22 protein-coding genes are annotated in these 26,158 nt (G+C 54.7%); 13 read left to right on the top strand and 9 right to left on the bottom strand.

Going from position 1 to position 26,158, the window contains the following annotated elements:
• The first annotated feature begins 181 nt into the window (after positions 1–181).
• The gene (locus DBR37_RS11840; RefSeq protein ID WP_124574695.1) at positions 182–1,294 is read left to right on the top strand and encodes an aminopeptidase; all 1,113 of its coding nucleotides are present in this window, start codon (positions 182–184) and stop codon (positions 1,292–1,294) included.
• 183 nt (positions 1,295–1,477) lie between these two features.
• On the top strand, positions 1,478–3,160 hold the full coding sequence (locus tag DBR37_RS11835; protein WP_124574694.1) for a long-chain-fatty-acid--CoA ligase: 1,683 nt from the start codon (positions 1,478–1,480) through the stop codon (positions 3,158–3,160).
• Positions 3,161–3,260: 100 nt separating this feature from the next.
• Here the strand turns inward: DBR37_RS11835 and DBR37_RS11830 are convergent, their stop codons facing one another.
• Positions 3,261–3,677, bottom strand: coding sequence for an acyl-CoA thioesterase (locus tag DBR37_RS11830; protein WP_124574693.1), 417 nt, complete (start codon positions 3,675–3,677; stop codon positions 3,261–3,263).
• A gap of 116 nt (positions 3,678–3,793) precedes the next feature.
• Between DBR37_RS11830 and DBR37_RS11825 the strand changes: the two genes are divergently transcribed.
• The 8 genes from DBR37_RS11825 (at position 3,794) to DBR37_RS11790 (ending at position 12,461) form a co-directional block, all read left to right on the top strand.
• Entirely contained in the window at positions 3,794–5,689 is a 1,896-nt protein-coding gene (locus DBR37_RS11825; protein ID WP_124574692.1) for an ABC transporter ATP-binding protein/permease, read from the top strand.
• A gap of 246 nt (positions 5,690–5,935) precedes the next feature.
• Positions 5,936–7,222, top strand: coding sequence for a Glu/Leu/Phe/Val dehydrogenase (locus tag DBR37_RS11820; protein ID WP_124574691.1), 1,287 nt, complete (start codon positions 5,936–5,938; stop codon positions 7,220–7,222).
• Positions 7,223–7,343: 121 nt separating this feature from the next.
• A complete protein-coding gene (locus tag DBR37_RS11815) occupies positions 7,344–8,246 on the top strand; it encodes a transporter substrate-binding domain-containing protein (RefSeq protein ID WP_370454252.1) in 903 nt (300 codons plus the stop codon).
• 66 nt (positions 8,247–8,312) lie between these two features.
• Positions 8,313–9,044, top strand: a complete 732-nt coding sequence (locus DBR37_RS11810; RefSeq protein WP_124574690.1) for an amino acid ABC transporter permease — start codon at positions 8,313–8,315, stop codon at positions 9,042–9,044.
• Positions 9,037–9,723, top strand: a complete 687-nt coding sequence (locus DBR37_RS11805; protein WP_124574689.1) for an amino acid ABC transporter permease — start codon at positions 9,037–9,039, stop codon at positions 9,721–9,723. Before DBR37_RS11810 ends, DBR37_RS11805 begins: the two co-directional genes overlap by 8 nt.
• 10 nt (positions 9,724–9,733) lie before the next feature.
• Positions 9,734–10,459, top strand: coding sequence for an amino acid ABC transporter ATP-binding protein (locus DBR37_RS11800; protein ID WP_124574688.1), 726 nt, complete (start codon positions 9,734–9,736; stop codon positions 10,457–10,459).
• A gap of 100 nt (positions 10,460–10,559) precedes the next feature.
• Positions 10,560–11,618, top strand: coding sequence for a dihydroorotase (gene pyrC, locus DBR37_RS11795; RefSeq protein ID WP_124574687.1), 1,059 nt, complete (start codon positions 10,560–10,562; stop codon positions 11,616–11,618).
• Positions 11,619–11,666: 48 nt separating this feature from the next.
• A complete protein-coding gene (locus DBR37_RS11790) occupies positions 11,667–12,461 on the top strand; it encodes a DUF3025 domain-containing protein (RefSeq protein WP_124574686.1) in 795 nt (264 codons plus the stop codon).
• A gap of 60 nt (positions 12,462–12,521) precedes the next feature.
• On the opposite strand, the gene DBR37_RS11785 is transcribed toward DBR37_RS11790, so the two are convergent.
• The 7 genes from DBR37_RS11785 to DBR37_RS11755 form a co-directional block, all read right to left on the bottom strand.
• Positions 12,522–14,126: an efflux transporter outer membrane subunit gene (locus tag DBR37_RS11785; RefSeq protein WP_124574685.1), complete on the bottom strand. Its 1,605-nt coding sequence runs from the start codon at positions 14,124–14,126 to the stop codon at positions 12,522–12,524.
• Positions 14,127–14,134: 8 nt separating this feature from the next.
• A complete protein-coding gene (locus DBR37_RS11780; RefSeq protein WP_124574684.1) occupies positions 14,135–17,281 on the bottom strand; it encodes an efflux RND transporter permease subunit in 3,147 nt (1,048 codons plus the stop codon).
• The gene (locus tag DBR37_RS11775) at positions 17,274–18,440 is read right to left on the bottom strand and encodes an efflux RND transporter periplasmic adaptor subunit (RefSeq protein ID WP_124574683.1); all 1,167 of its coding nucleotides are present in this window, start codon (positions 18,438–18,440) and stop codon (positions 17,274–17,276) included. Before DBR37_RS11775 ends, DBR37_RS11780 begins: the two co-directional genes overlap by 8 nt.
• Before the next feature lie 182 nt (positions 18,441–18,622).
• Positions 18,623–19,987 (bottom strand): HAMP domain-containing sensor histidine kinase, encoded by a 1,365-nt coding sequence (locus tag DBR37_RS11770; protein ID WP_233588358.1) that lies wholly within the window; start codon positions 19,985–19,987, stop codon positions 18,623–18,625.
• Entirely contained in the window at positions 19,984–20,724 is a 741-nt protein-coding gene (locus DBR37_RS11765; RefSeq protein WP_124574682.1) for a response regulator transcription factor, read from the bottom strand. The genes DBR37_RS11770 and DBR37_RS11765 overlap by 4 nt, the downstream gene beginning before the upstream one ends.
• A 205-nt stretch (positions 20,725–20,929) precedes the next feature.
• Complete coding sequence (locus DBR37_RS11760; RefSeq protein WP_124574681.1) at positions 20,930–22,030, bottom strand: porin; 1,101 nt, start codon at positions 22,028–22,030, stop codon at positions 20,930–20,932.
• Between the two features lie 347 nt (positions 22,031–22,377).
• Positions 22,378–23,589 (bottom strand): porin, encoded by a 1,212-nt coding sequence (locus DBR37_RS11755; RefSeq protein ID WP_233588357.1) that lies wholly within the window; start codon positions 23,587–23,589, stop codon positions 22,378–22,380.
• A gap of 190 nt (positions 23,590–23,779) precedes the next feature.
• Between DBR37_RS11755 and coq7 the strand changes: the two genes are divergently transcribed.
• On the top strand, positions 23,780–24,406 hold the full coding sequence (gene coq7 / locus DBR37_RS11750) for a 2-polyprenyl-3-methyl-6-methoxy-1,4-benzoquinone monooxygenase (protein WP_124574680.1): 627 nt from the start codon (positions 23,780–23,782) through the stop codon (positions 24,404–24,406).
• Between the two features lie 109 nt (positions 24,407–24,515).
• Here the strand turns inward: coq7 and DBR37_RS11745 are convergent, their stop codons facing one another.
• Positions 24,516–24,959 (bottom strand): OsmC family protein, encoded by a 444-nt coding sequence (locus DBR37_RS11745; protein WP_124574679.1) that lies wholly within the window; start codon positions 24,957–24,959, stop codon positions 24,516–24,518.
• Positions 24,960–25,286: 327 nt separating this feature from the next.
• On the opposite strand from DBR37_RS11745, the gene rplM reads away from it, so the two are divergent.
• Together rplM and rpsI are read left to right on the top strand one after the other, a co-directional pair.
• The gene (gene rplM, locus DBR37_RS11740; protein ID WP_012078159.1) at positions 25,287–25,715 is read left to right on the top strand and encodes a 50S ribosomal protein L13; all 429 of its coding nucleotides are present in this window, start codon (positions 25,287–25,289) and stop codon (positions 25,713–25,715) included.
• Positions 25,716–25,724: 9 nt separating this feature from the next.
• Positions 25,725–26,117, top strand: a complete 393-nt coding sequence (gene rpsI, locus DBR37_RS11735) for a 30S ribosomal protein S9 (protein WP_012078160.1) — start codon at positions 25,725–25,727, stop codon at positions 26,115–26,117.
• Positions 26,118–26,158: the final 41 nt, after the last annotated feature.

The raw sequence follows: 26,158 nt of genomic DNA, 5'->3' as shown, positions 1-26,158 counted from the left end.
CGCGCTAGTGCTGCAGTGGTTTTATCTTGCAACAAGGATAGATTTCCTGCCGCAAGAGAGCCCTATCTTACGCCAACTAGCGTGCCGGCGTAATGGGGCAGCAGGCGTAATAGAATAGATGCAGCAAAAAAATCCGGCGCAGCTGGCTGCATATGCGATTTTGTAAGAACGAATAGGAAAAATGAATATATCCCGCACATCGCTTGCTGCTCCCCGGTCACGCTGGCGCGCGGGCCTGCTGCTGTGTGCATTGCTGCTGGGCGGATGTGCACAGCTGAACTACTACGCGCAGGCGACACACGGCCAATCATCTTTGATGGCAGCGGCGCAGCCGATAGATGATTTATTGCTGGATCCTGAGCTGGCCCCGAAGCTGCGGCAACGTCTGATACTGGCGAATCAAATCCGCCAGTTCGCAGTCGATGAGCTGGCCTTGCCAGATAACGGCACCTATCAAAAGTATGCCGACCTGAAGCGGCCTTACGCTTTGTGGAATGTGGTGGCGACGCCTGAGTTATCGATGCAGCCTTTGCAATGGTGCTTTCCTATCGCTGGCTGCGTCAGCTATCGCGGTTACTACAGTGAAGCCGATGCACAGGCTTTTGCCGCTGAATTGCGAGCTTCCGGTCATGACGTGCAGGTGATGGGTGTGCCAGCCTATTCGACGCTGGGCTGGTACAAGGATCCGGTGCTGTCTAGCTTTATCAACTATCCGGACGCCGAGGTGGCGCGCCTGATGATTCATGAACTGGCACACCAGGTGGTGTATGTGCAGGGCGATACGCAATTCAATGAATCGTTTGCGACGGCGGTAGAGGAGGTGGGTGTGGATCGCTGGCTTGCACGCCATGGTGATGAAAAGGCGCGGCAGGCCTATCTGACGACACAGGCGCGCAAGCAGCAATTCCTCGCGCTCCTGATTCAGTATCGGCAAAAGCTGGTCGAGAACTATGCGTCGGATCGCACGGACGCAGCCAAGCGCAAGACCAAGCAGGAGATATTTGCTGCATTGCGGGACGATTATCAACAACTGAAAGCAAGCTGGCATGGTTATGCCGCCTATGATCGCTGGTTTGCGCAGGGCCTGACGAACGCGCATCTGGTATCGGTCGCGACCTATAACGGCCAGGTACCGGCTTTCCGCGCCTTGCTGCAAGAGCAGCAGGATTTCACTGGCTTTTACCATGCCGTGATTGCCCTGGCGCAGCAGGACAAGATACAGCGTGACCAGCGCCTGGCCAGCCTGGCTGCGGCTTTGCCGCAGGTGTCGCATAAAGAGGCAGGCGCACGCTGATAGCGGCCTGGTCTGATCCGTCATCAAAATGCTTGCACATCCTCGTTCTGCCCGATAGCATCAAGCTATCTGGGCAGCATAGTGAGCAGTGGCCTTAAATGGGTTCATGTGCAACACCTAAAGCAGCATGCAAGCAAAATCAGCGGGCAATCACTCTAACCACAAAAAAGAATAGAGGTGGAGATGGACAAGTTTTGGCTCAAGTCATATCCAGAAGGCATACCGGCAGAAATCGATCCTGCACGTTACAGTTCCCTGGTTGAATTACTGGATGAATCATTCCAGAAATATGCGGATCGCCATGCTTGCGTGTGCATGGATAAATTCCTTACCTATCGTGAGGTGGATCATCTTTCCGCCGAAGTCGGTGCCTGGCTGCAAAGCCTGGGTTTGCAAAAAGGTGCGCGCATCGCACTGATGATGCCCAACGTGTTGCAATATCCGATCGCCATCGCCGCAGTCTTGCGCGCCGGTTACGTGATCGTCAATGTGAATCCTTTATATAAGCCGCGTGAACTTGAGCATCAGCTGACCGACTCCGGTGCGGAAGCCATCATCATTCTGGAAAACTTTGCAGCTACGCTCGAGAAGGTAATTGCCAGCACGCAGGTCAAGCATGTGATCGTCGCGACCATGGGCGATTTGTTTGGCGGGCTGAAAGGTGGCATCGTCAATTTCGTGGTGCGCCATGTGAAGAAAATGGTGCCGGCCTACTCGCTGCCGCAAGCGGTGCAGTTCAAGGAAGTGTTGCGCCAGGCTGCAGGCATGACCCTGCAGCGCCCGACGCTGACACATCAGGACCTCGCTTTCCTGCAATACACCGGAGGCACCACAGGAACAGCCAAAGGTGCGATGCTCACGCATCGCAATATCATCGCTAATGTATTGCAGAACGAAGCGTGGATTTCACCGGTGCTGGGTACCTTGCCCAAGGATAAACAGCTGATTTTTGTCTGCGCCTTGCCGCTGTATCACATCTTCGCGCTGACGACTTGCGGCATGCTGGGGACGCACCTGGGCGTGATGAATCTGCTGATCCCGAATCCGCGTGACATTCCCGGCTTCATCAAGGAGTTGATGAAGTATAAGGTGCACTTCTTGCCAGCCGTGAACACCCTGTACAACGGCTTGCTGAACAATCCGGATTTCGCCAAGGTCGATTTCTCGGAGCTAAAGTTGTGTAATGGCGGCGGCATGGCAGTGCAACAAGTCGTTAACGACAAATGGAAAAAGGTAACCGGTTGCGCGATTTGCGAAGGTTATGGCTTGTCCGAAACCTCGCCGACAGCGACCGCCAATCCGCCTACTACCAATGAGTTCACCGGCACCATCGGTTTGCCGGTTTCGTCGACCGAGCTGAAGATCATAGACAGTAACGAAAACGAAGTGCCGCATGGCAGCGCCGGCGAGATTGCGATACGCGGTCCGCAAGTGATGGCCGGTTACTGGAACAATCCGAATGAGACTGCCCAGTCGATGACGGCGGATGGCTTCTTCAAGACTGGTGATATCGGCATCATGGATGAGCGCGGCTTCACCAAGATCGTTGATCGCAAGAAAGACATGATCCTGGTCTCGGGCTTCAATGTCTATCCGAGCGAGATCGAAGGCGTGGTGGCCGCACATCCAGGCGTACTGGAGTGTGCCTGCATAGGCGTGCCGGATGAGCATACCGGCGAGGCGGTCAAACTCTTCGTCGTGCGGCGTGATCCGGCACTGACTGAAGCCGAGCTGATGGCGTATTGCAAGGAACAATTCACCGGTTACAAAAAACCGAAGTCTATCGAGTTCCGTACTGAATTGCCGAAGTCCAACGTCGGCAAGATTCTGCGTCGTGAATTACGCGACGAGATAAAAACGAGTTGATTAAAAAATATGCGCCATGTCCGCGCTGACGGACATGGCGTATGATGTTTTTTTGGCTACTTGCGCTACTTGCTTATGATAGTGCCAGCTTGCATCAATTTTATTTATGCGGCGGGATCGCTGGTGGCAGATGACGCGGCTTGCGATCATCGTTAGTCGCAACATAGGTCAGCGTCGCTTCCGTTACTTTCACGATTTCCACTTCCAGGCGATTGCGTTCCGCATAGCATTCCACATTCACGGTAATCGACGTGTTGCCGACCTTGACGATCTCGGCATAGATAGACAGCAGGTCGCCGACGAATACCGGGTGCTTGAATAAAAATGAGTTCACCGCAATGGTGACGACGCGGCCATTGGCGCGGCGTGTGGCACAGACTGCTCCTGCCAGATCGACCTGCGACATGATCCAGCCGCCGAATACGTCGCCGTGCATATTGGCGTCGTTCGGCATGGGGACTACCCGCATCTGTGGAATTTTGCCTGCGGGCAGGTCTGTGTGGTGTTCGCTTGCCATGTTGTCTCCTGTGAATGATCTCTATCGTTAAGTTCTGTAGCTAAGTCCTGTCGTTATTTTTATTAGCGGCTACAATCCGGAACCCGAAGCATAAACTATCTGAGCAAACCTTACCTATGCGCCGCCATTCCGTCCCATCCGAGCCTGTTTCATCTGTCAGCAATCGCAGTGACTGGAGCACACTGAAGACCCTGATTCCGTATTTGTGGACTTACAAATGGCGGGTCGGACTGGCGCTCGCATTCCTGATCGGTGCAAAGATGGCCAACGTCGGCGTGCCGCTGGTATTGAAGCGCCTGATCGATAGCCTGACGATTACACCGGGCTCGACGCAAGCGATGCTGGTATTGCCGCTTGGTATATTGCTGGCGTATGGCGCGTTACGCTTGTCGACGACTTTGTTTACCGAGTTGCGTGAATATACTTTTGCTAAAGTGACGCAACGCGCAGTGCGCACCATCGCGCTGAAAGTATTTCGTCATCTGCATGCGCTGTCGTTGCGCTTCCACCTGAATCGCCAGACCGGCGGCATGACGCGTGATATAGAACGCGGCACCAAGGGTATCTCTTCGCTGATCTCTTATACGCTGTTCAGTATCTTGCCGACGCTGATAGAAATCTTGCTGGTGCTTGGCTATCTGGTGCTGCATTACGATATCTGGTTCACCGTTATCACCGGTGTGGCGCTGGTCAGCTATATCGCATTTACGGTCATTGTCACTGAGTGGCGAACTCACTTCCGTCGCACCATGAATGAGCTGGATTCCAAGGCGAATACCAAGGCCATCGATTCACTGATTAATTACGAGACGGTTAAGTATTTCGGTAATGAAGATTACGAAGCGCAACGTTACGATGAAGGCCTGAAGCGTTACGAAACCGCGGCCGTCAAATCGCAGACTTCGCTGTCGCTGCTGAACACAGGGCAGTCCAGCATCATCGCCATCGCGGTTACGCTCATCCTGTGGCGTGCGACGCAAGGCGTGATCGCAGGCACCATGACGCTGGGTGATCTGGTGCTGGTGAATGCCTTCATGATCCAGCTGTACATCCCGTTGAATTTCCTTGGCGTGATTTATCGTGAGATCAAGCAAAGCCTGGCCGATATGGAACGCCTGTTTTCCTTGCTGGACCAAAACAAGGAAATCGCGGATAAACCGGGTACCCAGGCATTGCTAACCCAGGGGGCGGAAGTATGTTTCTCGCATGTTGATTTCAGCTATGAAGAAAAGCGCCAGATCCTGTTCGATGTGGACTTTACAATCGCCGCGGGTACTACCACTGCGGTGGTCGGGCATAGCGGTTCCGGCAAGTCCACGCTGTCGCGTTTGCTGTTCCGCTTTTATGACGTGAACCAGGGCGCGATCCTGATAGACGGGCAGGATGTGCGCGATGTGACGCAGGCTTCATTGCGTCAGGCGATAGGTATAGTGCCGCAGGATACCGTGCTGTTTAACGACACTATCGCCTACAACATTGCCTATGGCAAACCGGGTGCGAGCCATGACGATATCGTGGCTGCTGCGCGTTCCGCTTATATCCATGAGTTTATTGAATCGTTGCCGGATGGTTACAACACGATGGTCGGTGAACGTGGCCTGAAATTGTCCGGTGGTGAAAAGCAACGGGTGGCGATTGCCCGTACCTTGCTCAAGCATCCGGCCATCCTGATCTTTGATGAAGCGACCTCGGCGCTGGATTCCAAGTCTGAGCAGGCGATCCAGGCACAGCTGAAGGAAATCGCGCAAAACCGTACTACACTAATCATCGCGCATCGCTTGTCAACGATTGCTGACGCCGCGCAGATACTGGTGCTGGATCGTGGCCGTATCATCGAACGCGGCACGCATATGCAGTTGTTGGCGGCAGACGGTGCGTACGCTCAGATGTGGATGCGCCAGCAGGCCAGGCCGGATGACGCTTTGGCTTCGCCGCAGGATGGGGCGGAAGGTGAGCCGGGCGAGGGCCCTGACAAGGGCGGAGCGGCCAAGCTGCCCTTTGACCTGTACTGAGATTCTGCGGCCAGGACGGAACTCCGTGGGAGAGCCGCGCTCTATAAGAAAGATTCAGTTCAGATCATTACTCATGCAGGCGATAAGAGATTAGAATAAATTGCCTGCATAATCCTGTAACTTGCTTGTAGCTTGCCTGCATTAGCCTTGTATGCATCCGCAAGTTTCGCTGTCCTGCTTGTGTCCTGTTTCTGATGCTTGTCGCCATGACGTATGGCACTGCTTGGTAAATATAGGAGCGCCCGCATGTCCAGTCCGCACGAAGTACCGTCGTATCTGACACCGCCCGGCATAGGTGCGTGGGGTGTTTATCTGGAGCAAATCGACCGCGTCACGCCCTACCTCGGCACACTGGCGCGCTGGGTCGAAACCATGAAGCGCCCCAAGCGCATCCTCATCGTCGATGTACCTATCGAGCGTGACGACGGCACGGTTGCCCACTTTGAAGGTTATCGCGTACAGCACAATACCTCGCGCGGACCCGGCAAGGGCGGTGTGCGTTTTCACCAGGATGTGAGCCTGGCTGAAGTCATGGCGCTGTCGGCCTGGATGACGATCAAGAATGCAGCTGTCAACGTGCCGTATGGCGGTGCCAAGGGCGGCATACGCGTCAACCCGAAAACACTCTCCAAAGCCGAGCTGGAACGCATGACGCGACGCTATACCAGTGAAATCAATATCATCATCGGCCCCAACAAAGACATCCCCGCCCCCGACGTCAACACCAATGAACAAATCATGGCGTGGATGATGGATACCTATTCGATGAATCAGGGTAGCACTGCATCCGGCGTCGTGACCGGCAAGCCGGTCTCGCTGGGCGGCAGCCTGGGGCGACATGACGCGACCGGCCGCGGTGTGTTTGTTGTCGGCTGTGAAGCGGCGGTCAAGCGTGGACTGGAGATCAAGGGCGCACGGATAGCGGTGCAGGGTTTTGGTAACGTCGGTGGTGTGGCGGCCCGCTTGTTTGCCGACGCCGGCGCGAAGGTGGTGGCGGTGCAGGATCATGCGGCCACCGTGGTGCGCAGCAGTGGCCTGAATATCCCTGCCTTGCAGGCGTATGTAGCGCAAAATGGCAGCGTGGCCGGATTCCCCGAAGCGGAACAATTGGATAATGCTGCCAGTTTCTGGAGCCTGGATTGCGACATTCTGGTGCCTGCTGCACTGGAACAGCAAATCGACCGCGACAATGCAGCGCAAATCCGCGCCAGCATCGTATTGGAAGGTGCGAATGGTCCGACCACACCGGAAGCGGATGATATCCTGCATGACAAAGGTATATTGCTGGTGCCGGATGTGATTGCGAATGCCGGCGGCGTGACGGTCAGTTATTTTGAATGGGTGCAGGATTTTTCCAGCTTCTTCTGGACTGAAGATGAAATCAATTCGCGTCTGACACGCATCATGCGGGAAGCCTTTGCTGCAGTCTGGGCGCTGGCGGAAGAGAAGAAGGTTACTTTGCGTACGGCTGCCTTCATCGTCGGGTGTACGCGTGTATTACAGGCGCGTGAGATGCGCGGCTTGTATCCTTAAAGCCGTAGCTGCATAGTCTGGAAATCTGCCGTATGAATTAGCAGGCGTTGACAACGAAATGAGCTGGCCTGAAATTTGCCAGATACTTTTTAAAACTGATGATATGCCTCAAGGAGACATCATGAATCTGAAGAAATTACTTGTAGTGGCCGCAGGTGCGGGCTTGATGGCCAGTTCTTTTGTGACCGTACAGGCGCAGGACCTCGGCGGCACGCTGAAGAAGATCAAGGATACGAATACCATCACTATCGGCTATCGCGAATCGTCGATTCCGTTTTCATTTCTTGATGACAAGCAACAACCAGTAGGTTATGCGATCGACCTGTGCATGAAGATCGTCGATACCGTCAAAGCCGACCTGAAGTTGCCTAACCTGAAGGTGGCGCTGCAGCCGGTGACTTCCAGTAATCGTATCCCTTTATTGCGTAACGGCACCATTGATCTCGAATGCGGCTCCACCACCAATTCCAAGGTTCGGCAGGAACAGGTGTCTTTCGGTCCCAGCTACTTCGTGATCAATGTGACCGCAGCGGTCAAGAAAACTTCGAATATCAATACCCTGGCCGACCTCAACGGCAAGACTATCTCCACCACTTCCGGCACGACTTCGGTGCCGCTGCTGAAGGGTTACAAGAAAACAGAAAATATCCAGGTCAAGGAAATCTACGGCAAGGATCACGCCGAAGCCTTCCTGCTGATGGCGGATGACAGAGCCGTCGCTTTCGTCATGGATAACATCCTGCTGGCAGGGCAGATCGCCAACTCCAAGCGTCCGTCGGATTACAAAATCCTGCCGGAGTCTCTGAGCCAGGAGCCGTACAGCATGATGCTGCGCAAGGACGATCCGCAGTTCAAGGCGCTGGTGGATAAATCGATAGGTGCAGTCATGAAGTCCGGCGAGATCAATAAGATTTACGCCAAATGGTTCACCACGCCGATTCCGCCTAAAGGCTTGAACATCAACTTCCCGATGACGCCACCTATCGAGGAAGCCTTCAAGAATCCGAACGACAAGGGCGTGTAAGCACTGCACCAAGCATGCGACAAAAAGTAATCAGCGAGTGAAGCATACAGCCAAGGGAGTGGCAGCATGGATCTAGGAATTTTTCTGGAGCAGGTGCCTGATGGCGACGGCACATGGATAGAAAGCTTGCTGTCAGGGTTGAGCTGGACCCTGGCCGTGGCTTTGTTCGCATGGATATTCGCCTTTGTGGTTGGTTCGATAGTGGGCGTCGCACGTACCAGCGAGAAGCGCTGGCTGGTACGTCTGGGTGGTGCCTACGTCGAACTGTTCCGCAACATTCCTTTGCTGGTGCAATTCTTCGTCTGGTACTTCGTGATACCGGGCATCGTACCGGCGGTGAAGGCGTGGGTGATTACGCTCGATCCGACCGAGCATCAATTCGTGACGGCGGTCGTGTGTCTCGGCTTCTTCACTTCATCGCGGATCGCCGAGCAAGTGCGCTCCGGTATTCAGGCCTTGCCGCGTGGCCAGCGCAATGCAGGTTATGCGCTGGGTTTGACCACCTCGCAGACATATCGCTATGTGCTGCTGCCCATGGCTTATCGGATCATCATTCCGCCGCTGACTTCCGAGTTGATGAACCTGATCAAGAATACTGCGGTCGCGTATTCGATCGGCCTGGTTGAACTCTTCTTCCGTACGCGGGAGATGGGTGAGATGACCTTCCGTTACTTCGAAGCCTTCGCTGCTGCCACCCTGATCTACGTGGTCATTGCGATGACGGCCAATCGTCTGATGGCTTTGATCGAACGTCGCCTTGCCGTTCCTGGCTACATCGCAGGAGGCAAACATGGGTGATCTTGATTTTGAAATCATTGCGCGCACATGGCCGTATTTGCTGTCGGGCCTGCAATACACGCTGCAACTGACGGTGGTCGCGGCATTGGGCGGCGTCGCCTTCGGCACATTGCTGGCGATGGCACGCCTGTCCAGCAATAAGACCTTGGCCCTGATCGCTGCGGCGTATGTGAACCTGATGCGTTCGATTCCATTGCTGCTGGTAATTTTTTGGTTTTACTTCCTGATGCCTATCGTCCTGCAACAGATCACAGGTGCGGAACGGCCGGTGCAGCTGGGTGCGGATCGCTCGGCCTACATCACCTTCATCATGTTTGAAGCGGCTTACTTTTGCGAAATCATGCGCGCTGGCATACAAAGCATTTCCAAAGGGCAGGTGAATGCAGGTTACGCACTGGGACTGACGTATAAGCAATCGATGCAATTGGTGATCCTGCCGCAAGCTTTCCGCAACATGCTGCCGATCTTGCTGACGCAAACCATCGTGCTGTTCCAGGACGTGTCGCTGGTATCACTGCTGAATGTGACTGACTTTGTCGGTGCTGCGGTCAAGGTTGCGCAGCGGGACAGTCGTGTAGTTGAGATGTACCTGTTTGTCGCCGTCGTATATTTCGTGCTCAGCTTTGCACTATCGACGCTGGTCAAGCAGCTGCAAAAACGGTTTGCCATCATTCGATAAGGACAAAAACATGATAGCTATGGACAACGTGAGCAAGTGGTACGGGAATTTCCAGGTGTTGACCGATTGTACGACCCAGGTTGCCAAAGGCGATGTGGTGGTGGTGTGCGGTCCGTCCGGTTCCGGCAAGTCCACACTGATCAAAACCGTCAACGGCCTGGAACCGTTCCAGCAGGGCAGCATTACGGTGGATGGCATTTCGGTTGGCGATCCTAAAACCAATCTGTCCGGCCTGCGTTCGCGCATAGGCATGGTGTTTCAGAATTTTGAGTTATTTCCGCATTTGTCCATCAGCGAAAACCTGACGCTGGCACAGGTCAAGGTATTGAAGCGCAGCTTGCCAGATGCGACTGAGCGCGGCCTGAAGTACCTTGATCGCGTCGGCCTGATTGCGCACAAGGATAAATTCCCGGGGCAGCTATCCGGCGGTCAGCAACAGCGGGTGGCGATTGCACGTGCGCTGTCGATGGACCCGATAGCCATGCTGTTCGATGAACCGACTTCGGCGCTGGATCCGGAAATGATTAACGAGGTGCTGGACGTGATGGTGGGCCTGGCACAGGAAGGCATGACCATGATGGTGGTGACACATGAAATGGGCTTCGCCAAGAAAGTGGCGAACCGCGTGATCTTCATGGACAAGGGCCTGATAGTTGAAGATTGCACAAAAGATGAGTTTTTTGGCACGACCCGCTCGGATCGGGCGCGTGATTTCCTGGCCAAAATCATTCACTGATATCGTATTTTTGCCATATCAGCCGTCCCGCCATATGGTCGGGGCGGCTTTTTTTCGGGGCGAACGGGTAAAATAGCGGCAGTCCCAAGAAAGAGCCGCCATGACCACACAAACCGCTACAAATCGCCCTTCCAGCATCACCATCACCCGTCCAGACGACTGGCATCTGCATTTGCGCGATGGCGCAACGATCGCTTCGGTCCTGCCCGACACCGCGCGCCAGTTCGCCCGCGCCATCGTCATGCCTAACCTGAAGCCGCCGGTCACCACAACAGCGCAGGCCATCGCCTATCGTGACCGTATCCTGGCGGCCTTGCCTGCCGGCATGCAATTCGAGCCGTTGATGGTGCTGTACCTGACCGACAATACGCCGCCGGAAGAAATCCAGCGCGCGAAGGAAAGCGGCGTCGTGCATGCGGTGAAACTGTACCCGGCGGGTGCCACCACCAATTCGGATGCTGGCGTCAGCGACCTGGCCAAGTGCTATAAAACCCTGGAAATGATGCAGAAGGTCGGCATGCCTTTCCTGGTGCATGGCGAAGTGACGGATCCTGCCATCGATATCTTTGATCGTGAAGCCGTATTCATTGATCGCGTGATGAAACCTTTGCGTCGTGATATGCCGGAACTGAAAGTAGTGTTTGAGCACATCACTACCAAGGATGCGGCGCAGTATGTAGCGGAAGCGGATGCTCACGTCGGTGCGACGATTACCGCACATCACTTGCTGTACAACCGCAATGAATTGTTCAAGGGCGGTATCCGCCCGCACTACTACTGCCTGCCGGTATTGAAGCGTGAATTGCATCGCCAGGCTTTGGTGGCGGCAGCGATTTCCGGCAGCAAGAAGTTCTTCCTCGGTACCGACTCGGCACCACACGCCAAGGGTTTGAAAGAACATGCTTGCGGCTGCGCCGGTTGCTATACCGCCTTGCATGCGATGGAACTGTATACACAGGCTTTTGACCAGGCTGATGCACTGGATAAGCTGGAGCAATTCGCCAGCTTCAACGGCCCTGACTTCTACAACTTGCCGCGCAATACCGGCACCATCACCCTGCAACGCGAAGAATGGCAAATCCCGGCCGAGGTCCCGCTGGGTAATACGACATTGGTACCTTTGAATGGTGGCGAAACCATAGGCTGGAAATTTGTCTGAACATCTCTGCTTAAGTATGTTTGCAGATGATGGCGCGCTGATGCAGCCATGAGCGCCTCCTTCCTGTCTGGCATAGACTGGTCGCGCCCATGGTTGTCCTGTGTACGTGCCGTCGGTGAAGAGTTGGCGCGTGCAGACAACTGGCAACAGGAGTTGAATCGGCGTGCGACGGAACTGGGCCTGCGGAATCATCGCGATTTACCAATACGCTTTGTACCGCAGGCCGAATTACCAGCCGATACCGCGTATGAAGCACACATCAGCCAGACTGGCCATGTCCCGACCCGGGATAACTTGCATGATTTTTTTAATGCACTGGTCTGGCTTACTTTCCCGCAAATCAAAGTACAGCTGAATTTATTGCAGGCGCGTGAGATTGAGCGTTCCGCGTCAGTGAATGCAATCGCACCGCGCGGCAAGGTACGTGATGCCGCGACTATCTTTGATGAAAATGCCGTGTTGCTGGTCAGCGCCAATGATGGTTTGATGCATGCCTTGCGTGAGCATGCATGGGAAGAAGTATTCGTGACACGTCGTGATGAATTCGAGCGCGATAGCCGCGTGTATTTATTCGGTCATGCCTTGATGGAAAAACTGGTGCAGCCGTACAAGGCGATTACTGGTCATACCTGGATAGTGGCGCATGCATGTCCACCGGCTGACCTGGCTCTGACCGAACAATGTGCATGGGTGGATCAGATCGTGGCGCAGCAATTGGCCCAGGGTTTGACGACTGCAAACTTTTCACCTCTGCAGATGTTGGGCGTGCCCGGGTGGTGGCCGGATCAGGATGGCGATTTTTATCGCGATACGACGGTGTTCCGACCTAAGCGCAAAAATTAAAAAAGGCAGTACAGCGTGATGCCGTACTGCCTTTTTTCTTTAACGCTTGTGTCTGAATTATCAGTCAGTGGTTTTATTCGCCAGCGCCGGTTCCAGTGCTGCAGTTTTATTCTTATCGACACGGTGCCACCAGCCGCCGCCCAGTGCCTGGAACAGTGCTGCGGTATCACCCAGGCGCACCGCTCGTGCCTGCGCAACGTTCAATGACGCCTGACGATATCCTTGCTCCGCATTGATCAGGACGACGCGATCAATGTAGCCACGCGCATGCTGTTTTTGCGTCAGGGTCAGCGTGGTCTTGGCGGTTTCTGCCAGTGCCGCACTTGCCTTCAGCGCTTCCGCATCTGCATGGATCGCATGCAGGGTGTCAGCCACGTTCTGGAAGGCGGTGATGACGGTTTCCTTGTACTGCGCCGCCGCTTGCTTGTATGACTCTTCTGCCGCGCGTTGACGATGGCGCAGGACGCCGCCATCGAGCAAAGGCATGGAGATATTCGCAGCGAGTTCAAAGAAACGACCTGAGTTCCAGAACATCTGGCTGAACTTGCTGGCTGCGCCACCCCATGTGCCATCTATCGAGAATTGCGGCAAGCGATTCGCCAGCGCGACGCCGATTTGCGCACTTGCTGCATGCAATTGCTCTTCCGCTGCACGTACGTCCGGACGCTGATCGATGACTTGTGACGGCAGGCTCAAAGGCAAGTCTTCCGGCAACTGCAGTGAAGCGAGGTCGAAGGATTCAGGCAAGTCGCTATCCTGCATGCCGCCAGCCAGTGCACGTAACAGGTTGCGGGTTTGCTCAAATTGCTTTTGCAAAGGCGGTAGTTGCTCTTTCGCTTGCAACAAGGTGGTTTGTTGCAGGCTCAGGTCGAGGCGTGATGCATAACCAGCCTTGAACTGACGTTCGACGATTTCTACCGATTTTTCATTCGAAGCGATGATGGTTTGCAGGATGCCGATTTGTTCGCGCAGCAAGGCTTCCTGTATCGCGGCTGCAGTGACATTCGAAGCGAGCGTGATATAGGCCGCTTCGAGTTGCAGCTTTTGATATTTGGCTTGAGCCTCCAGTGTTTCCACTTGTCGACGATTTGCACCGAACACGTCCGGCGTAAAGCCTACCGTCAGCTGTGTGGTGTGGAAGTTATAGATCACCGGTGCATTGAACGGTGCTTTGCCGCCTTGTGCCGCCGATGGATTGGCGACGGTACTGATATCCCTGCCATTGCCTTGTACGCCCGGTGAATTGCCGCCGAGGTTGCCGGCGATCTTGGTACGGGAAGGTGAGTATCCGGCACTCAGGCTGGGGAAGAAGAAGCCTTGTTGCGCGTAGACGTTTTCCTGCGCCACACGCAATGCAGCTTGTGCTGACTCTATGCTTGGATTGGCGGCAAAGGCTTTTTCGATCAGCGCGTTCAATTGCGGTGAGCGGAATAGCTTCCACCAGTCTGCCTGGATATCTTGCGCTACGACAAAGCGCTGAGCATTGCCGCCACTGACTGGCGCAGTGGTGGTGCTCTCTGGCAGTGGTTTAGGCGAGAACGCTTGCGATGGCGTCAGCTCCGGCCGTTTATAGTCGGGGCCGACGGCGCAACCACTCAGCAGCAATACTGCGCTTGCTGTGGTTGCGCTGGTGATGGAGTAGAAAGCCTTATTCATTTTTTTCATGGTTACTCCTAGCTCGCGGTGGCGCTTGGGCCGGCGGGCAATTCGTCTTTGCTGTCTTCGTTTTCAGTGAAGTTGGCAAAACGACGGATGGCGACAGGCAGGATCAACAAGGTGAAGATTGTGCCTGTAATGACGCCGCCGACGATGACGCATGCAAACGGACGTTGTGTTTCGCTACCGATACCGCGTGACAGAGCCGCTGGCAGCAAGCCGAGGCCAGCCATTAAAGCTGTCATCAGGATAGGGCGCAGACGTACTACCGCACCCTGTACGATGGCTTCGGTTACCGCCGCACCTTCACGTACGCGCAACAAGACTTCTTCCACCATGATCACGCCGTTCTGTACCGAGATACCAGCGACGGCGATGAAGCCGACCGCGGCGGATACCGACAAGTGCAAGCCGGACAAGCCCAGCGCCGCCAGGCCGCCGATCAGCGTGAATGGCACCATGCCGATAACCAGACTGGCCAGACGTACTGAACGGAAGGCCCAGAACAGTAGCGAGAAGATCAGGAAGATGGTCAGCGGGATGATGACCATCAGGCGTTTCGCCGCGCGTTGCGAATTTTCGAACTGACCGCCCCAGCTCAGGTCGTAACCCGGCGGCAGGCTGACTTGTTCGGCCACTGCGCGTTGCGCTTCTTCAACGAAGCTACCCTGGTCGCGGCCCAGCAGATTCATCTTCACAATCACGCTACGCGAACCGGATTCACGCAGGATGCGCGATGCGCCCTGACGCACTTCGATGGTTGCGACCTCACTGAGGGAGATGGTGCCCGGGCCATTGCCGACCTGGGTGCCTGGTACTGCGAGTTGCAGGTTGCCGATGGCGTCGATGCTGTTGCGATTTTTTTCGCTGATGCGGACGACGACATCAAAGCGTTTGTCCTCTTTGTACAAATTGGTGACCGACACGCCGGACATGGCTTGCGTGACCAGCGTATTCACGTCATTGATGGTGATGCCGTAGCGCGCCAGCTTGGTACGATCCGGCGTGACGACAACTTCAGCCTGGCCGCCGATGCGGGTTGCTTCAACGTCAGTTGCACCGCGTATGCCTTGCACAACGCTGACGACCTGTGACGCTTTGTCTTCCAGAATGTCGAGGTTGTTGCCACTGATTTTGGCAACGATTTCACCGCGGAAACCAGACAGCGATTCTTCCACGTTGTCCTGGATGACTTGCGAGAAGTTGGTGGTAATGCCGGGAATAGCCGCAAGGTTTTCCGACATATGGGCAACCAGCTCTTCCTTGCTGCCATAACGCCATTCCTTGCGTGGTTTCAGGTCAACCAGACTTTCCAGGTTGTTCGGCCCTTTCGGATCGGAGCCGTCATCGGGACGACCAGCCTGCGTGATGATGCGCCCGACTTCAGGATAGCTTTGCAATTTGGCGCGCACCAGGCGTTCGATATCCTTGGTCGTTTCCAGCGAGGCCGAAGTTGGTAGCGTGATGGTTAGCCAGATATTGCCTTCATCCAGTTTGGGCATGAATTCACTGCCTAATCGGGGCGCAAGCAGGAAGGCGATAACCACCGGAATGGCAGAAATCCACAAGGTCTTGCCCGCATTTTTCATCGTGAAGTCGAGCATACGGTGATAACGTACTTGCAGCCATTCCAGCCAGGGTTTGTGCTTTTCTGCCAGTGTCCGTTTTTGCAGGACGTAGGACAGCAGCGTAGGCAAGAGCGTAAAGGTCAGCAGGACCGCGCCTATCAGTGCAAAGGTCAGCGTCAGCGCTACCGGCGTGAAGATTTTTCCTTCTACGCGCTGGAAGGTAAAGATAGGTACGAAAGCCAGGATGATGATCGCTTTGGCAAACAGCACCGGATGCGACATGTCCTTCATGGTTTTGTACAAAACCTGCAGACGATGCGAACGTGCATCATGCGGATTGGCATCGTGTACCGTTTTGACTGCCAGGCGCACCATCAATGCTTCGACGATGACGACCGCGCTATCGATGATGATACCGAAGTCGACTGCACCCAGTGAGATCAGATTGGCCGATACGCCGCGTGCATTCATCAGGATAAATGCGAACAGCAGTGAGAGTGGAATCACGGTGGCCACGATCAGCGCCGCGACCCAGCTCGACAGAAATACCACCAGGACGGCGATGACCAGCAGCGCGCCTATGATCAGGTTTTCTGCAACCGTGCTGACGGTATGACGTACCAGTTCGGTACGGTCATAAATCGGGATGATCTTGGCACCGGCTGGCAAGCGAGGTTGCAGTTGCTCGATCCGTTCTTTCAGCTCTGCATTGATCTTGGACGGGTTGCCGCCTTTGGTCATTGAAACGATGCCTTCGACGATGCTGTCCTTGTCGCCGGTTGCAACGATGCCGAAACGAGGGCGCTCGCCGGAGCGTACGGTGGCAACATCACCGACCGTAATGGCGCGACCCTGACGAGCGGTGATGACGACTTTGCGGATGTCTTCGCTGTTGGCAAACAGACCGGCCGAGCGCACCACCAGCGAGGCGTCACCTTGTCGCAACAAGCCACCGCCAGCGCTGCTATTGCCGTTGTTGACGGCCTGGCTAAGCTGATCCAGCGTGATTTGATATTTGCGCAAGGCCAGTGGGTCGACTTCGATCTGGTATTCCTTGATCGCGCCGCCAAAGCTGACCACATCGGCGACGCCGGGTGTCATGCGCAGCACCGGACGTATGGTCCAGTCTTGCAGCGTACGGATTTCGGTATCGGTCAGGCCTGGTGCTTCTATTGTGTAGCGATAGACTTCACCGACTGCAGTTGAGAGTGGGGCAAGTTGTGGTTGCACGCCGGTCGGCAAGTCGACGGTTGAAAGCTTTTCGGTCACCTGCTGGCGCGCAAAGTAGTTATCGGTATCTTCGGCAAAAGTGAGGGTAACGATGGACAAGCCGGTCATGGTGACCGAGCGCACATTGGTCAGGCGCGGGATGCCGGCCATCTCGCGTTCGATCGGCAGGGTGACCGAGCGCTCCATGTCTTCCGGCGCCTGGCCAGGCAATTGCGAGATGACGCGTACTTGTACGTCCTGTACATCAGGGAAGGCTTCAATCGGCAGATTGGATAATGCGTAGCCGCCGAAACCGATTAATGCACCTATGAGGACAAATACAAAAATCCGCTGCGTCATCGCGAAGACGATGAGACGATCAATCATGGTTATCGCTCACATTCAATTCAGCGTCGAGTAAGAGGGCGCCCTTGATGACGATGCTTTCCGAACCTTTCAGACCTTCACCGACATAGCTGATGTCGCTGCCGCGTGTGAGTAGCTTGACCTTGCGTTGCTGGAACTCACCGGGTGCATTTTGTACATAGACGTAGCTGTAAATGCCGCGTGTGATGATGGCGCTGTTCGGAACGGCGACACCGGTGCCGCTTTCCTGTTGCACGGAAGCACGGACGTACATCTCCGGCAGCAGTTTGCCGTCTGGATTATTCAGGCGTGCCCGGACGGTGACACGACGCGAGTTCGGATCAACGGACTGGCCAAGTTGCACAATTTTCGCTGCGAAACGTTCGTTCGGATAGGCTTCGCTTTCGATGGATACCGTGCTGCCGAGTTTGATTTGCGACAATAATTTTTCCGGCACGTCTATCATCAGCCACAGGCGCTTCGGATCAGTGACGACGAACAACGGGGAAGACATGCCCGGGCTGACTTCCAGCGCCGGGGTTGCGGTACGTTCGGTGACCACGCCATTCATAGGGCTGACCAGGCTGATGCGTTGGCCGCGAACGACCAGGCCATTCGGGTTGAGATTTTTCAGACGCAGCTCTGCGCGTCCGGTTTCCGCCTGGGCTTGAACGTAGTCTGCCAGTGCGTTTTCGACATCCTTGGCGGCAATGGCTTCGCCCTCACCCAAATCTTTCGCTCGTTCGTAGACGCGGCGTTTGTGATCGAGATCGGCCTTGGCTTTGTTGATATCTGCATATGCAGTGCCGACATCAGGCGAATCGATTTCTGCCAATACCTGGCCGGCTTTTACAACGGTGCCCGGTTCTGCCTTGAGGGCAACGATGCGACCGGAGATGGCGACGCCTATGCGTGCCGTGACATCTTCGTCATAGACCAGGTGTGCGCTCAACTGATCGCCCAGCGGCACAGGGGAGGCAGGGATGACTTGCGCTTCTATCATGGACAGCTGCGGCGCACCGTGCGGATAACGTAAGGAGTCGATGGAATTTTTTACCGCAGATACGGCTGCGCGTGCTTCCTGTGCTTCCTGTGTCGATGCGGCCTTATCGCCGCAGCCAGCCATCAGCAAGCTTGTCCCCATTGCTGCTGCTATCGTTATTTTTTTAAATCCTTGCATGTTTCCTCATCCTTAGCTTCGGGTGTACATGGCATTTTGCTATTTCTGCAGCGGACAGAAAGACGCAGCCTATGCGATACCAATCTTACGAGGACTAGGGGTGAAAGCCGAGGATGTAGGCATTACCATTCGGTAACGTGTTGGCGGGTGGATACATAGTGACCCGCTGCGGCAACCGCTTTTCAGACCGGGTTGGGTGCCAGTGTCATGCGGACGATCAGTCCAGGATAGGCATTTGAGAATTCGAGGTTGCCGCCGTGCAGGCGGGCGATCGCCATCACGCTGGCCAGGCCGAGGCCATAGCCGGGGCGGCTGCGGTCCAGGCGATAAAAGTGGGTACCTATGCGAGACAATTCTGTTGCCGGGATGCCTGCACCGTTATCGCGCACGATGATGGCGGCACCATGCGCATCCTGGGTGGTGCGGACTTCGACGGCGGCATTTTCACCAGCATATTTCAACGCATTGTCGACCAGGTTGGCAATTGCGCTGGCCAGTAGTTCACGGTCGCCATTGGTGACCGGTTCGGCATCGAAAACCGAGGTCAGGCGTACGGATTTTTCTTCCGCAACCGGTTCATACAGTTCCAGCACGTCGGCGACGACGTCATTGAGCGAAATCGAGCTGAAGCTCTGGCGCCGGGTACCGGACTCGACTTCGGCCAGATTCAGCAGTTTGTTGAACATCACGCTGAGTTCTTCCATTTCCTGCAATGCGAACTGTAGCGCCTCATCGCGGGCCTGAGCGCCTTCCCGTTCGCTTTTGCGCAAACGCAGCAAGATGCGTGTCATCGGCGTGCGCAGATTATGCGCGATGGTATTGGAGATGTGGCGTACGCCGTCCATCAGGCGCTGTTGCTGATCCAGCATGCTGTTGATGTCGCGACTCAGCCGGGAGAACTCATCTTCTTGCTGCAGGAGCGGGATGCGCTGGCTGAGGTCGCCGGCTTCGATATGGGTCACGATTTGCTGGATGCCGCTAAGACGCTGCCTGAGCTCACGCCGGAACAGCAAAGCGCCGCCTATCGACATGAACAGACCGATCAGACCGGCGATCAGGCTGGCGCGATCAAATAGTCTTTCGATCTCGAGCTGATGGTTGATGTCGCTGCCTACCACCAGCTTGCTGCCGTCCGGTAATTGCTGGATGTACATGCGTCCGATGGCTTCACGACCGCTGCGCATAACGCGCGTCTCTACCATGCCTTCCCGATTCTTGGCTTTGTGCGGAATGGATGGGATGTTGCCTATGACTTTTTCACCGTAAGGATTGACCAGCAAATAGATCTCGGTATCCGAGTAGACACCGTCGCGCAGGATGTCCTTGATTTGCTGCGCAACGGAAGACTCGCCGTTTTCGATGAAGTCGTTCAGCAGGCGTTGTGAGTTTGAGGCGATGTGGCGGTCGATCTGGCTTTTCAACACATTGACCGTCTGAGTATAGAAGACTGCCAGCAAGACCAGCATGGACAGCACCAGCAGGGCGCTGTAATTGAAGGCCATGCGAAAGGCGACGGAACTCCATAGTTTGAAACCAGGTAGTGTCATGGTGCTGGTTTAGCCACGGTTTTGGCGTGTTCGTGATCGTCGGCCGCGTCTACTTGCGGATTGGGTGTGAGGATATAACCCAGATTGCGTCGCGTATGGATCAGCGGTACAGCGTAACCTTTGTCTATCTTGTTGCGTAAGCGGCTGATATGGGCGTCGATGACATTGGTTTGCGGATCGAATTGATAATTCCACACCGATTCCAGCAACATGGTGCGGGTCAGTACCTGGCCCTTGTGCGTCATCATGTAGACCAGAAGACGGAATTCTCGCGGCTGCAAACTGAGCGGACGTCCGCCGCGTTCGACGCTGCGGGTGAGCAAATTGACCTTCAGATCCTCTACGCACAACTCGCGGATGACCTCATTCGGCTGGGTCCAGCGCAGCAGGGCCTCGACGCGAGCCGCCAGTTCCGGGAAGGCAAAGGGTTTGGTCAGGTAGTCATTACAACCGGCTTGCAAGCCACGGACGCGTTCATCGATCGCGGACAGGGCGCTGAGTATCAGGACCGGGGTGCGCTTACCCATTTCGCGGATCGCGGCAAGGATGGACAGGCCGTCTACCCCTTGCGGCAACATGCGATCCAGAATGATGACATCCCATTCATCGCTTACAGCCAGTTCCATGCCATCGATGCCATCCGCACAGACGGTCGCATCGTAGCCTATCTCTTTCAGCCCTTTGGCTATATAGAGCGCATTGTGCGTATCGTCTTCTATGATCAGGCAGCGGTGCATCTGGGCTCCGGGTTTGCTACGGGATGTACTGGGTATATACAGACTGGATTCTACGATGGATCAGTTGAGATATTGTAGATATCAAAAGCGCTATGGGTATTAAGTTATCGGCATTGCAGAAAATACAGGCAATAAAAAAAAAGGCACCCGAAGGTGCCTTTTTCTTTCGTACAGTTCAAACCAAGCAGGCTAGGCCTGCCAGGAATTAGAACTTGTGACGGATACCGACGTTGAAAATCGAAGGATCGCTACCGTTAGCTGCGGATGTACCGAGTTTAACGCCGCTGTCATTCGAAGTTTTCGAGTAACCGGTGTACAGATTTGTACGTTTCGACAGATCGTACGAGTACGAAATAGCGAATTTTTTGGTGTCAGCATTGTTGACGCCAGCTGTTTTGGTGTCGTTGACTGCGTACGATGCGAAAATTGTACCTGGACCAACTGGTGCGCTTACGCCCAGCAGGTAGTTACGGTATTTTTGATCGGTTGCGCCAGCGGTAGCCAGATCAACTTTGGTGTCAGCAAATGCGCCGTGCAATTTCAGGATACCGAAATCGTAGGTTGCGCCCAGCAAGTGCAGTTTGCCTTTGCTGATTGGTTGCAGTGTAGGAACGCCAGCAGTTGCACCTGTGGTTGCGCCTGTGCCGGTCGAGTCGATGTTATGGTAACCGTATTGAACGTTCAATGGACCGTTAGCGTAGCCCAGACCCAGGCCGAAGCTGCTGTTTGCGCTTGTCGAACCAGCGTTTTCGCCGAACGAGTAAGCAGCGCTACCTTTGAAGCCAGCGTACGAATTCGATTGGTATTTAACCGAGTTCGAGATACGGCCGAAATCGCCATTCAGGTTGCCGTTGAAGAAGATGTTGCTGATTGCGCCAACTGTGCCGCCGTCACCGAACGGATCGATTTGGTCGTATGCATCTTTGATTACCGAAGTTTGGCGACCCAACAGAACGGTACCAAATGCTTGGCTTTGCAGACCAACAGTTGCGAAACGGTTAAAACCGCCTGCGTTGCTACCGTTAGTTGCAGCGATGAAGCCTGCGCCGGTATCAGCAGCGATAGTTGCTTCCAATTGGAACAAAGCTTTCAGGCCGTTGCCCAGATCTTCTGTACCTTTGAAACCAACACGGCTAGCCGATTGACCGCCGGAGTTGATGCCGTTTGTACGGCCATTTTGATTCGCGCCGCTATCGGAGGTGCTGAATCCCAAGTCAACGATACCGTAGACGGTAACGGACGATTGTGCCGATGCAGCACCTGCAAATGCGCCCAATACGGCCAGAGCCAGAAGCGATTTTTTCATTTAAATGTTCCTCAAATGTTGTTTTAAAAATGCATCACTTGACTGGCAAGTGGTACATGAAGTCCTGCGGAGCTGCCTGTCTTGCCCAATCCTTATTGCAAGACGACGATTGATTGAAACAAAATACGCTGGGAGTGACAACCAAAATATCAAAAGCGCACTGGGGAAATGGCTGAAATGACGTTTTTTCGCAACAAAGCGGTGCGTTTCAATTCCAAAATGAGGCGTGTGTGATTTGTTGTGAAGCACACCATTGTTGTCTTATAAATATCAATCCGGTTTGATGGCGATCTGGAATCATGGTCGGGCCCGATTTTCCATGTTTGCGCGTTTTCAGGTCGTCATTCTTAAAACATGTGGTTGATGCCGATGGAGGTGCCGGTTTGTCGGGTTTGGGCTCCCGGCGTCAACGAGACAAAGCCGCTGAGGATCGCCCGGTCCACGCCCAGATAAAGATTGGTGTGGGTCGATAAGGCATACGTCGCCCCGACGATCAAAAGGTTGCGCCTGGCGGTTTCCGCAGAGCCGGTCGCCAGGGTAGTGCGGTAATAGCCGGCGGTGACGCTGATGGCAGGTGTGAAGTCGTAGCTGCCGCCTATCCAGCTATTCTTTGCCTGATTATTAACTCCTTTAACGGCGGAGTCGGCTTCCGTATTGATATGTCCGCCTGCTATGCGCCAGCCATCGGCCTGGTAGGCACCGCCGAAGGTGATTTGATCCTGGTCACGGTAATCCACTGCACTGCCGGTCGCGACATTGGGTTTTTGTTTGGTGTACGCGACGCCGAAGACGAATGGGCCGGGGCGGTAAGTCAATCCGATTGCCTTTGCGCTGCCGCTGCTATTAGAACCCGCAACTTCGCCCGCTGAATATTCGGCGAGAACCGTCAGGCCGCCAAACTTGCCTATATATTGCACGTCGTTGCTGAAGCGGGTGCCGCCTATGGTGCCGTAAGGGAAGCCGGTGAAGTTGCCGTCCGCGTTACCGGCGGAGGCGCCGGCCAAAGGGATGATCTGCACATAGCGATACTGGAACGGATCATAGGGGAAAATGGTTTTGCAGGAAACCGAGGGCATGCGTCCAAAGTCGATGGAGCCGAAAGCGCCAGCCACGCCTACCGATGAAATACGGTTGAACATGCGCCCCGCGTTATTATCCAGCGCGCCGGTGCCGGTATTAAAACCGGTTTCCAGGTGGAAGTGGGCGTTCAGGCCGCCGCCCAGGTCTTCGGTTCCTTTGATGCCTATGCGATTGTTGTAATACTCGCCATTCGACCCCACCTTCAATGTATCGCCACCATTTCTGGTGGTATTGGTAACATTGCGTATGCCCGCGTCTATCGTGCCGTAGATATTGATGGTCGATTGATAATTGGTGCCGGCAAACGGTTTTCTTGCAATTTGTTCGTTGTTGGTCTCATCATTTGCCTCCTTGAAGGTGCCATATATAGTCATGGCAGGCTGAGCGTATGCGGTACTGACCACGGCGCAGCTCAGGGCAAGCGCAAAATGCAAGGTGTTCATCAAGGGTGTCTGTGTCGGGTTATGAAGCAAAGCCATCTTATTCATCGGCAGCTTGTGCGCTAAGCTGAATGGCGATGAGCATCTTTTTTAGTTCTGTCTGGCAAGGCTAAGCTAAGTAGCGGGCAAGTCTTTTTGACGCGCGTTAACTTTTTGCAAAAGACACATTTCATGTCGCATGGAGTGTAGTTGTGGTGCAACATTTGTTTTGTATAGGTTGAAGATATATATGCAGTTTCCTGATCGTTTGATTCAGCATTTCGATAGCGCCTTGCGCGTGATGGCCGGTATTTCTGTTGCAGGGCGGGCGAATCCAGCAGCCAGAGTGGCCGATGGTGAGCTGGATAGTGCGCAGCGTCGGCATAGCGCCGGACTGATGCGGGTGAATCATGTGGGCGAAGTCTGTGCGCAAGCCTTATATCAGGCGCAGGCGCAATTCGCACGTAGTCCTGCCATCAGGGAGCAGTTGCTGCTTGCGGGGCGCGAGGAAGAAGATCATCTGGCGTGGACTGCCGAGCGTTTGCGCGAACTGGGCTCACGTCCCAGTTTGTTGAATCCGCTGTGGTATGCCGGTGCTTTTGCGTTGGGCACTGTCGCGGCGACGCTGGGTGATGCGCGTAGTCTGGGCTTTGTGGTCGAAACCGAGCGGCAGGTCGAAGCGCATTTGAATGAGCATCTGAGCAGCCTGCCGCCGCAAGACGCCAAATCACTGGCCATCGTGCAGCAAATGAGTGCGGATGAGGCTGAACATGGCTCGGCAGCGCAAGCACTGGGCGCGCAAGCGGTGCCGCCCTTTGCGCAAATGGGCATGCAGGCGATGGCGAAAGTCATGACGACGACTGCCTATTATTTATAGGGGCCTATTTATATAGTTAGTTGTCGCGGGTTTTCAGCATGACAAGCAAGAAAGGGATAGCTGTAACGCTATCCCTTTCTTTTTGCCCAAACGGTTAGTGTTAAAGCTATTAAGCGGCGACAGCTGGTGCTGCGTCGTCGACTATCTCGAACGAGTGGGTAATTTCAGCAGTCTTTTCCATCATGATGGATGCCGAGCAATACTTGTCATGCGACAGCTTGATCGCGCGTTCGACCACATTGGATTTCAGGTTGCGGCCAGTAACGGTAAAGTGGAAGTGGACCTTGGTAAAAACTTTCGGGTCGGTTTCAGCGCGCTCAGATTTGAGCGATACTTCGCAGCCGCGCACATCCTGGCCGCTTTTGCGCAGGATGACGACGACGTCATAGGCGGTGCAGCCGCCGGTGCCGAGCAGCACCACTTCCATCGGGCGTGGCGCCAGGTTGCGGCCACCGCCTTCGGGTGCGCCATCCATGGCGACGACGTGGCCGGAGCCGGTTTCAGCTAAAAAGGTCATGCCGGACAAGCCGGTCCAGCGTACTGTGCATTCCATGGTGTTCTCGTAAAGTTGCAGGTTGATTTTGCGTCATTGTAACTGCTGACGGAGAAATTGATGCAGCCTGTGCAAGCGCGGGAATTGCCGGATGAACACAGATTCCATGACTTTTCGGCATCAATTCGCCCGGATCGCAACGTTTTAACGGCAAATATCGCCAAAATAGCTGCTTAAATTTGACGCTAAGTCCTTGAAAAGTCTATAATCTGCGGTTCTTTCGTTTGCTCAGGAAGAGATAACAAGGCCGAGTACGCGGGCAGTTGCTCAGAAGTTCTAGCCGCGTAACCACCATTTGAGCGATTTAATTATATTTAGGAAGTCATCATGAAAACCTTCTCCGCTAAAGGACACGAAGTCCAGCGCGATTGGTTCGTGATTGACGCGACGGACAAAGTCCTCGGACGTGTTGCCAGCGAAGTGGCACTCCGACTGCGCGGCAAACACAAACCGGAATTTACTCCTCACGTCGACACCGGCGATTTCATCGTCGTGATCAACGCAGGCAAACTGCGCGTGACCGGTACCAAAGCAACAGAAAAAACATACTATCGCCACTCGGGTTACCCAGGCGGTATCTATGAAACCAACTTCCTGAAAATGCAACAGCGTTTTCCGGGTCGCGCGCTTGAGAAAGCGGTCAAAGGCATGTTGCCTAAAGGCCCACTCGGCTACGCGATGATCAAGAAGCTCAAAGTGTACGCTGAGGCAACTCATCCGCACGCTGCGCAGCAACCTAAAGCACTTGAACTCTAAGGAATAGACATGATCGGTAACTACAATTACGGAACCGGCCGTCGCAAGAGTGCAGTGGCTCGCGTCTTCATCAAATCCGGCTCCGGCCAGATCGTCGTCAACGGCAAGCCAGCGAATGAATATTTTTCGCGCGAAACCGGTCTGATGGTGATACGCCAGCCTCTGGAACTGACCAACAATGTTGAAACATTCGACATCATGGTTAACGTCAACGGTGGCGGTGAATCCGGCCAAGCGGGCGCTGTGCGTCACGGCATCACCCGTGCCCTGATCGACTACGATGCAACATTGAAATCGGAACTGTCCAAAGCAGGCTTCGTTACTCGTGATGCACGTGAAGTTGAACGTAAAAAGGTCGGCCTGCGCAAAGCACGTCGCGCCAAACAGTTCTCCAAGCGTTAATCTGCGTTTTCAGAGCATCGAAAAGCCGCCTGGTTTACGCC

Origin of the sequence: Herminiimonas sp. KBW02 (genome assembly GCF_003852535.1) — a bacterium.
Lineage (GTDB): Bacteria > Pseudomonadota > Gammaproteobacteria > Burkholderiales > Burkholderiaceae_D > Oxalicibacterium.
This window is presented reverse-complemented; position numbering and strand designations above follow the sequence as displayed.

Bases quoted from the DNA above. Each gene is read 5' to 3' on its own strand.
- DBR37_RS11790 (WP_124574686.1), top strand. From the start codon at position 11,667: ATGAGCGCCTCCTTCCTGTCTGGCATAGACTGGTCGCGCCCATGGTTG.
- DBR37_RS11755 (WP_233588357.1), bottom strand. From the start codon at position 23,589: ATGGCTTTGCTTCATAACCCGACACAGACACCCTTGATGAACACCTTG.
- DBR37_RS11780 (WP_124574684.1), bottom strand. From the start codon at position 17,281: ATGATTGATCGTCTCATCGTCTTCGCGATGACGCAGCGGATTTTTGTA.
- DBR37_RS11760 (WP_124574681.1), bottom strand. From the start codon at position 22,030: ATGAAAAAATCGCTTCTGGCTCTGGCCGTATTGGGCGCATTTGCAGGT.
- coq7 (WP_124574680.1), top strand. From the start codon at position 23,780: ATGCAGTTTCCTGATCGTTTGATTCAGCATTTCGATAGCGCCTTGCGC.
- rpsI (WP_012078160.1), top strand. From the start codon at position 25,725: ATGATCGGTAACTACAATTACGGAACCGGCCGTCGCAAGAGTGCAGTG.
- DBR37_RS11775 (WP_124574683.1), bottom strand. From the start codon at position 18,440: ATGCAAGGATTTAAAAAAATAACGATAGCAGCAGCAATGGGGACAAGC.
- DBR37_RS11765 (WP_124574682.1), bottom strand. From the start codon at position 20,724: ATGCACCGCTGCCTGATCATAGAAGACGATACGCACAATGCGCTCTAT.
- DBR37_RS11800 (WP_124574688.1), top strand. From the start codon at position 9,734: ATGATAGCTATGGACAACGTGAGCAAGTGGTACGGGAATTTCCAGGTG.
- rplM (WP_012078159.1), top strand. From the start codon at position 25,287: ATGAAAACCTTCTCCGCTAAAGGACACGAAGTCCAGCGCGATTGGTTC.
- DBR37_RS11815 (WP_370454252.1), top strand. From the start codon at position 7,344: ATGAATCTGAAGAAATTACTTGTAGTGGCCGCAGGTGCGGGCTTGATG.
- DBR37_RS11770 (WP_233588358.1), bottom strand. From the start codon at position 19,987: ATGACACTACCTGGTTTCAAACTATGGAGTTCCGTCGCCTTTCGCATG.
- DBR37_RS11810 (WP_124574690.1), top strand. From the start codon at position 8,313: ATGGATCTAGGAATTTTTCTGGAGCAGGTGCCTGATGGCGACGGCACA.
- DBR37_RS11840 (WP_124574695.1), top strand. From the start codon at position 182: ATGAATATATCCCGCACATCGCTTGCTGCTCCCCGGTCACGCTGGCGC.
- DBR37_RS11820 (WP_124574691.1), top strand. From the start codon at position 5,936: ATGTCCAGTCCGCACGAAGTACCGTCGTATCTGACACCGCCCGGCATA.
- DBR37_RS11785 (WP_124574685.1), bottom strand. From the start codon at position 14,126: ATGAAAAAAATGAATAAGGCTTTCTACTCCATCACCAGCGCAACCACA.
- DBR37_RS11830 (WP_124574693.1), bottom strand. From the start codon at position 3,677: ATGGCAAGCGAACACCACACAGACCTGCCCGCAGGCAAAATTCCACAG.
- pyrC (WP_124574687.1), top strand. From the start codon at position 10,560: ATGACCACACAAACCGCTACAAATCGCCCTTCCAGCATCACCATCACC.
- DBR37_RS11805 (WP_124574689.1), top strand. From the start codon at position 9,037: ATGGGTGATCTTGATTTTGAAATCATTGCGCGCACATGGCCGTATTTG.
- DBR37_RS11835 (WP_124574694.1), top strand. From the start codon at position 1,478: ATGGACAAGTTTTGGCTCAAGTCATATCCAGAAGGCATACCGGCAGAA.
- DBR37_RS11745 (WP_124574679.1), bottom strand. From the start codon at position 24,959: ATGGAATGCACAGTACGCTGGACCGGCTTGTCCGGCATGACCTTTTTA.
- DBR37_RS11825 (WP_124574692.1), top strand. From the start codon at position 3,794: ATGCGCCGCCATTCCGTCCCATCCGAGCCTGTTTCATCTGTCAGCAAT.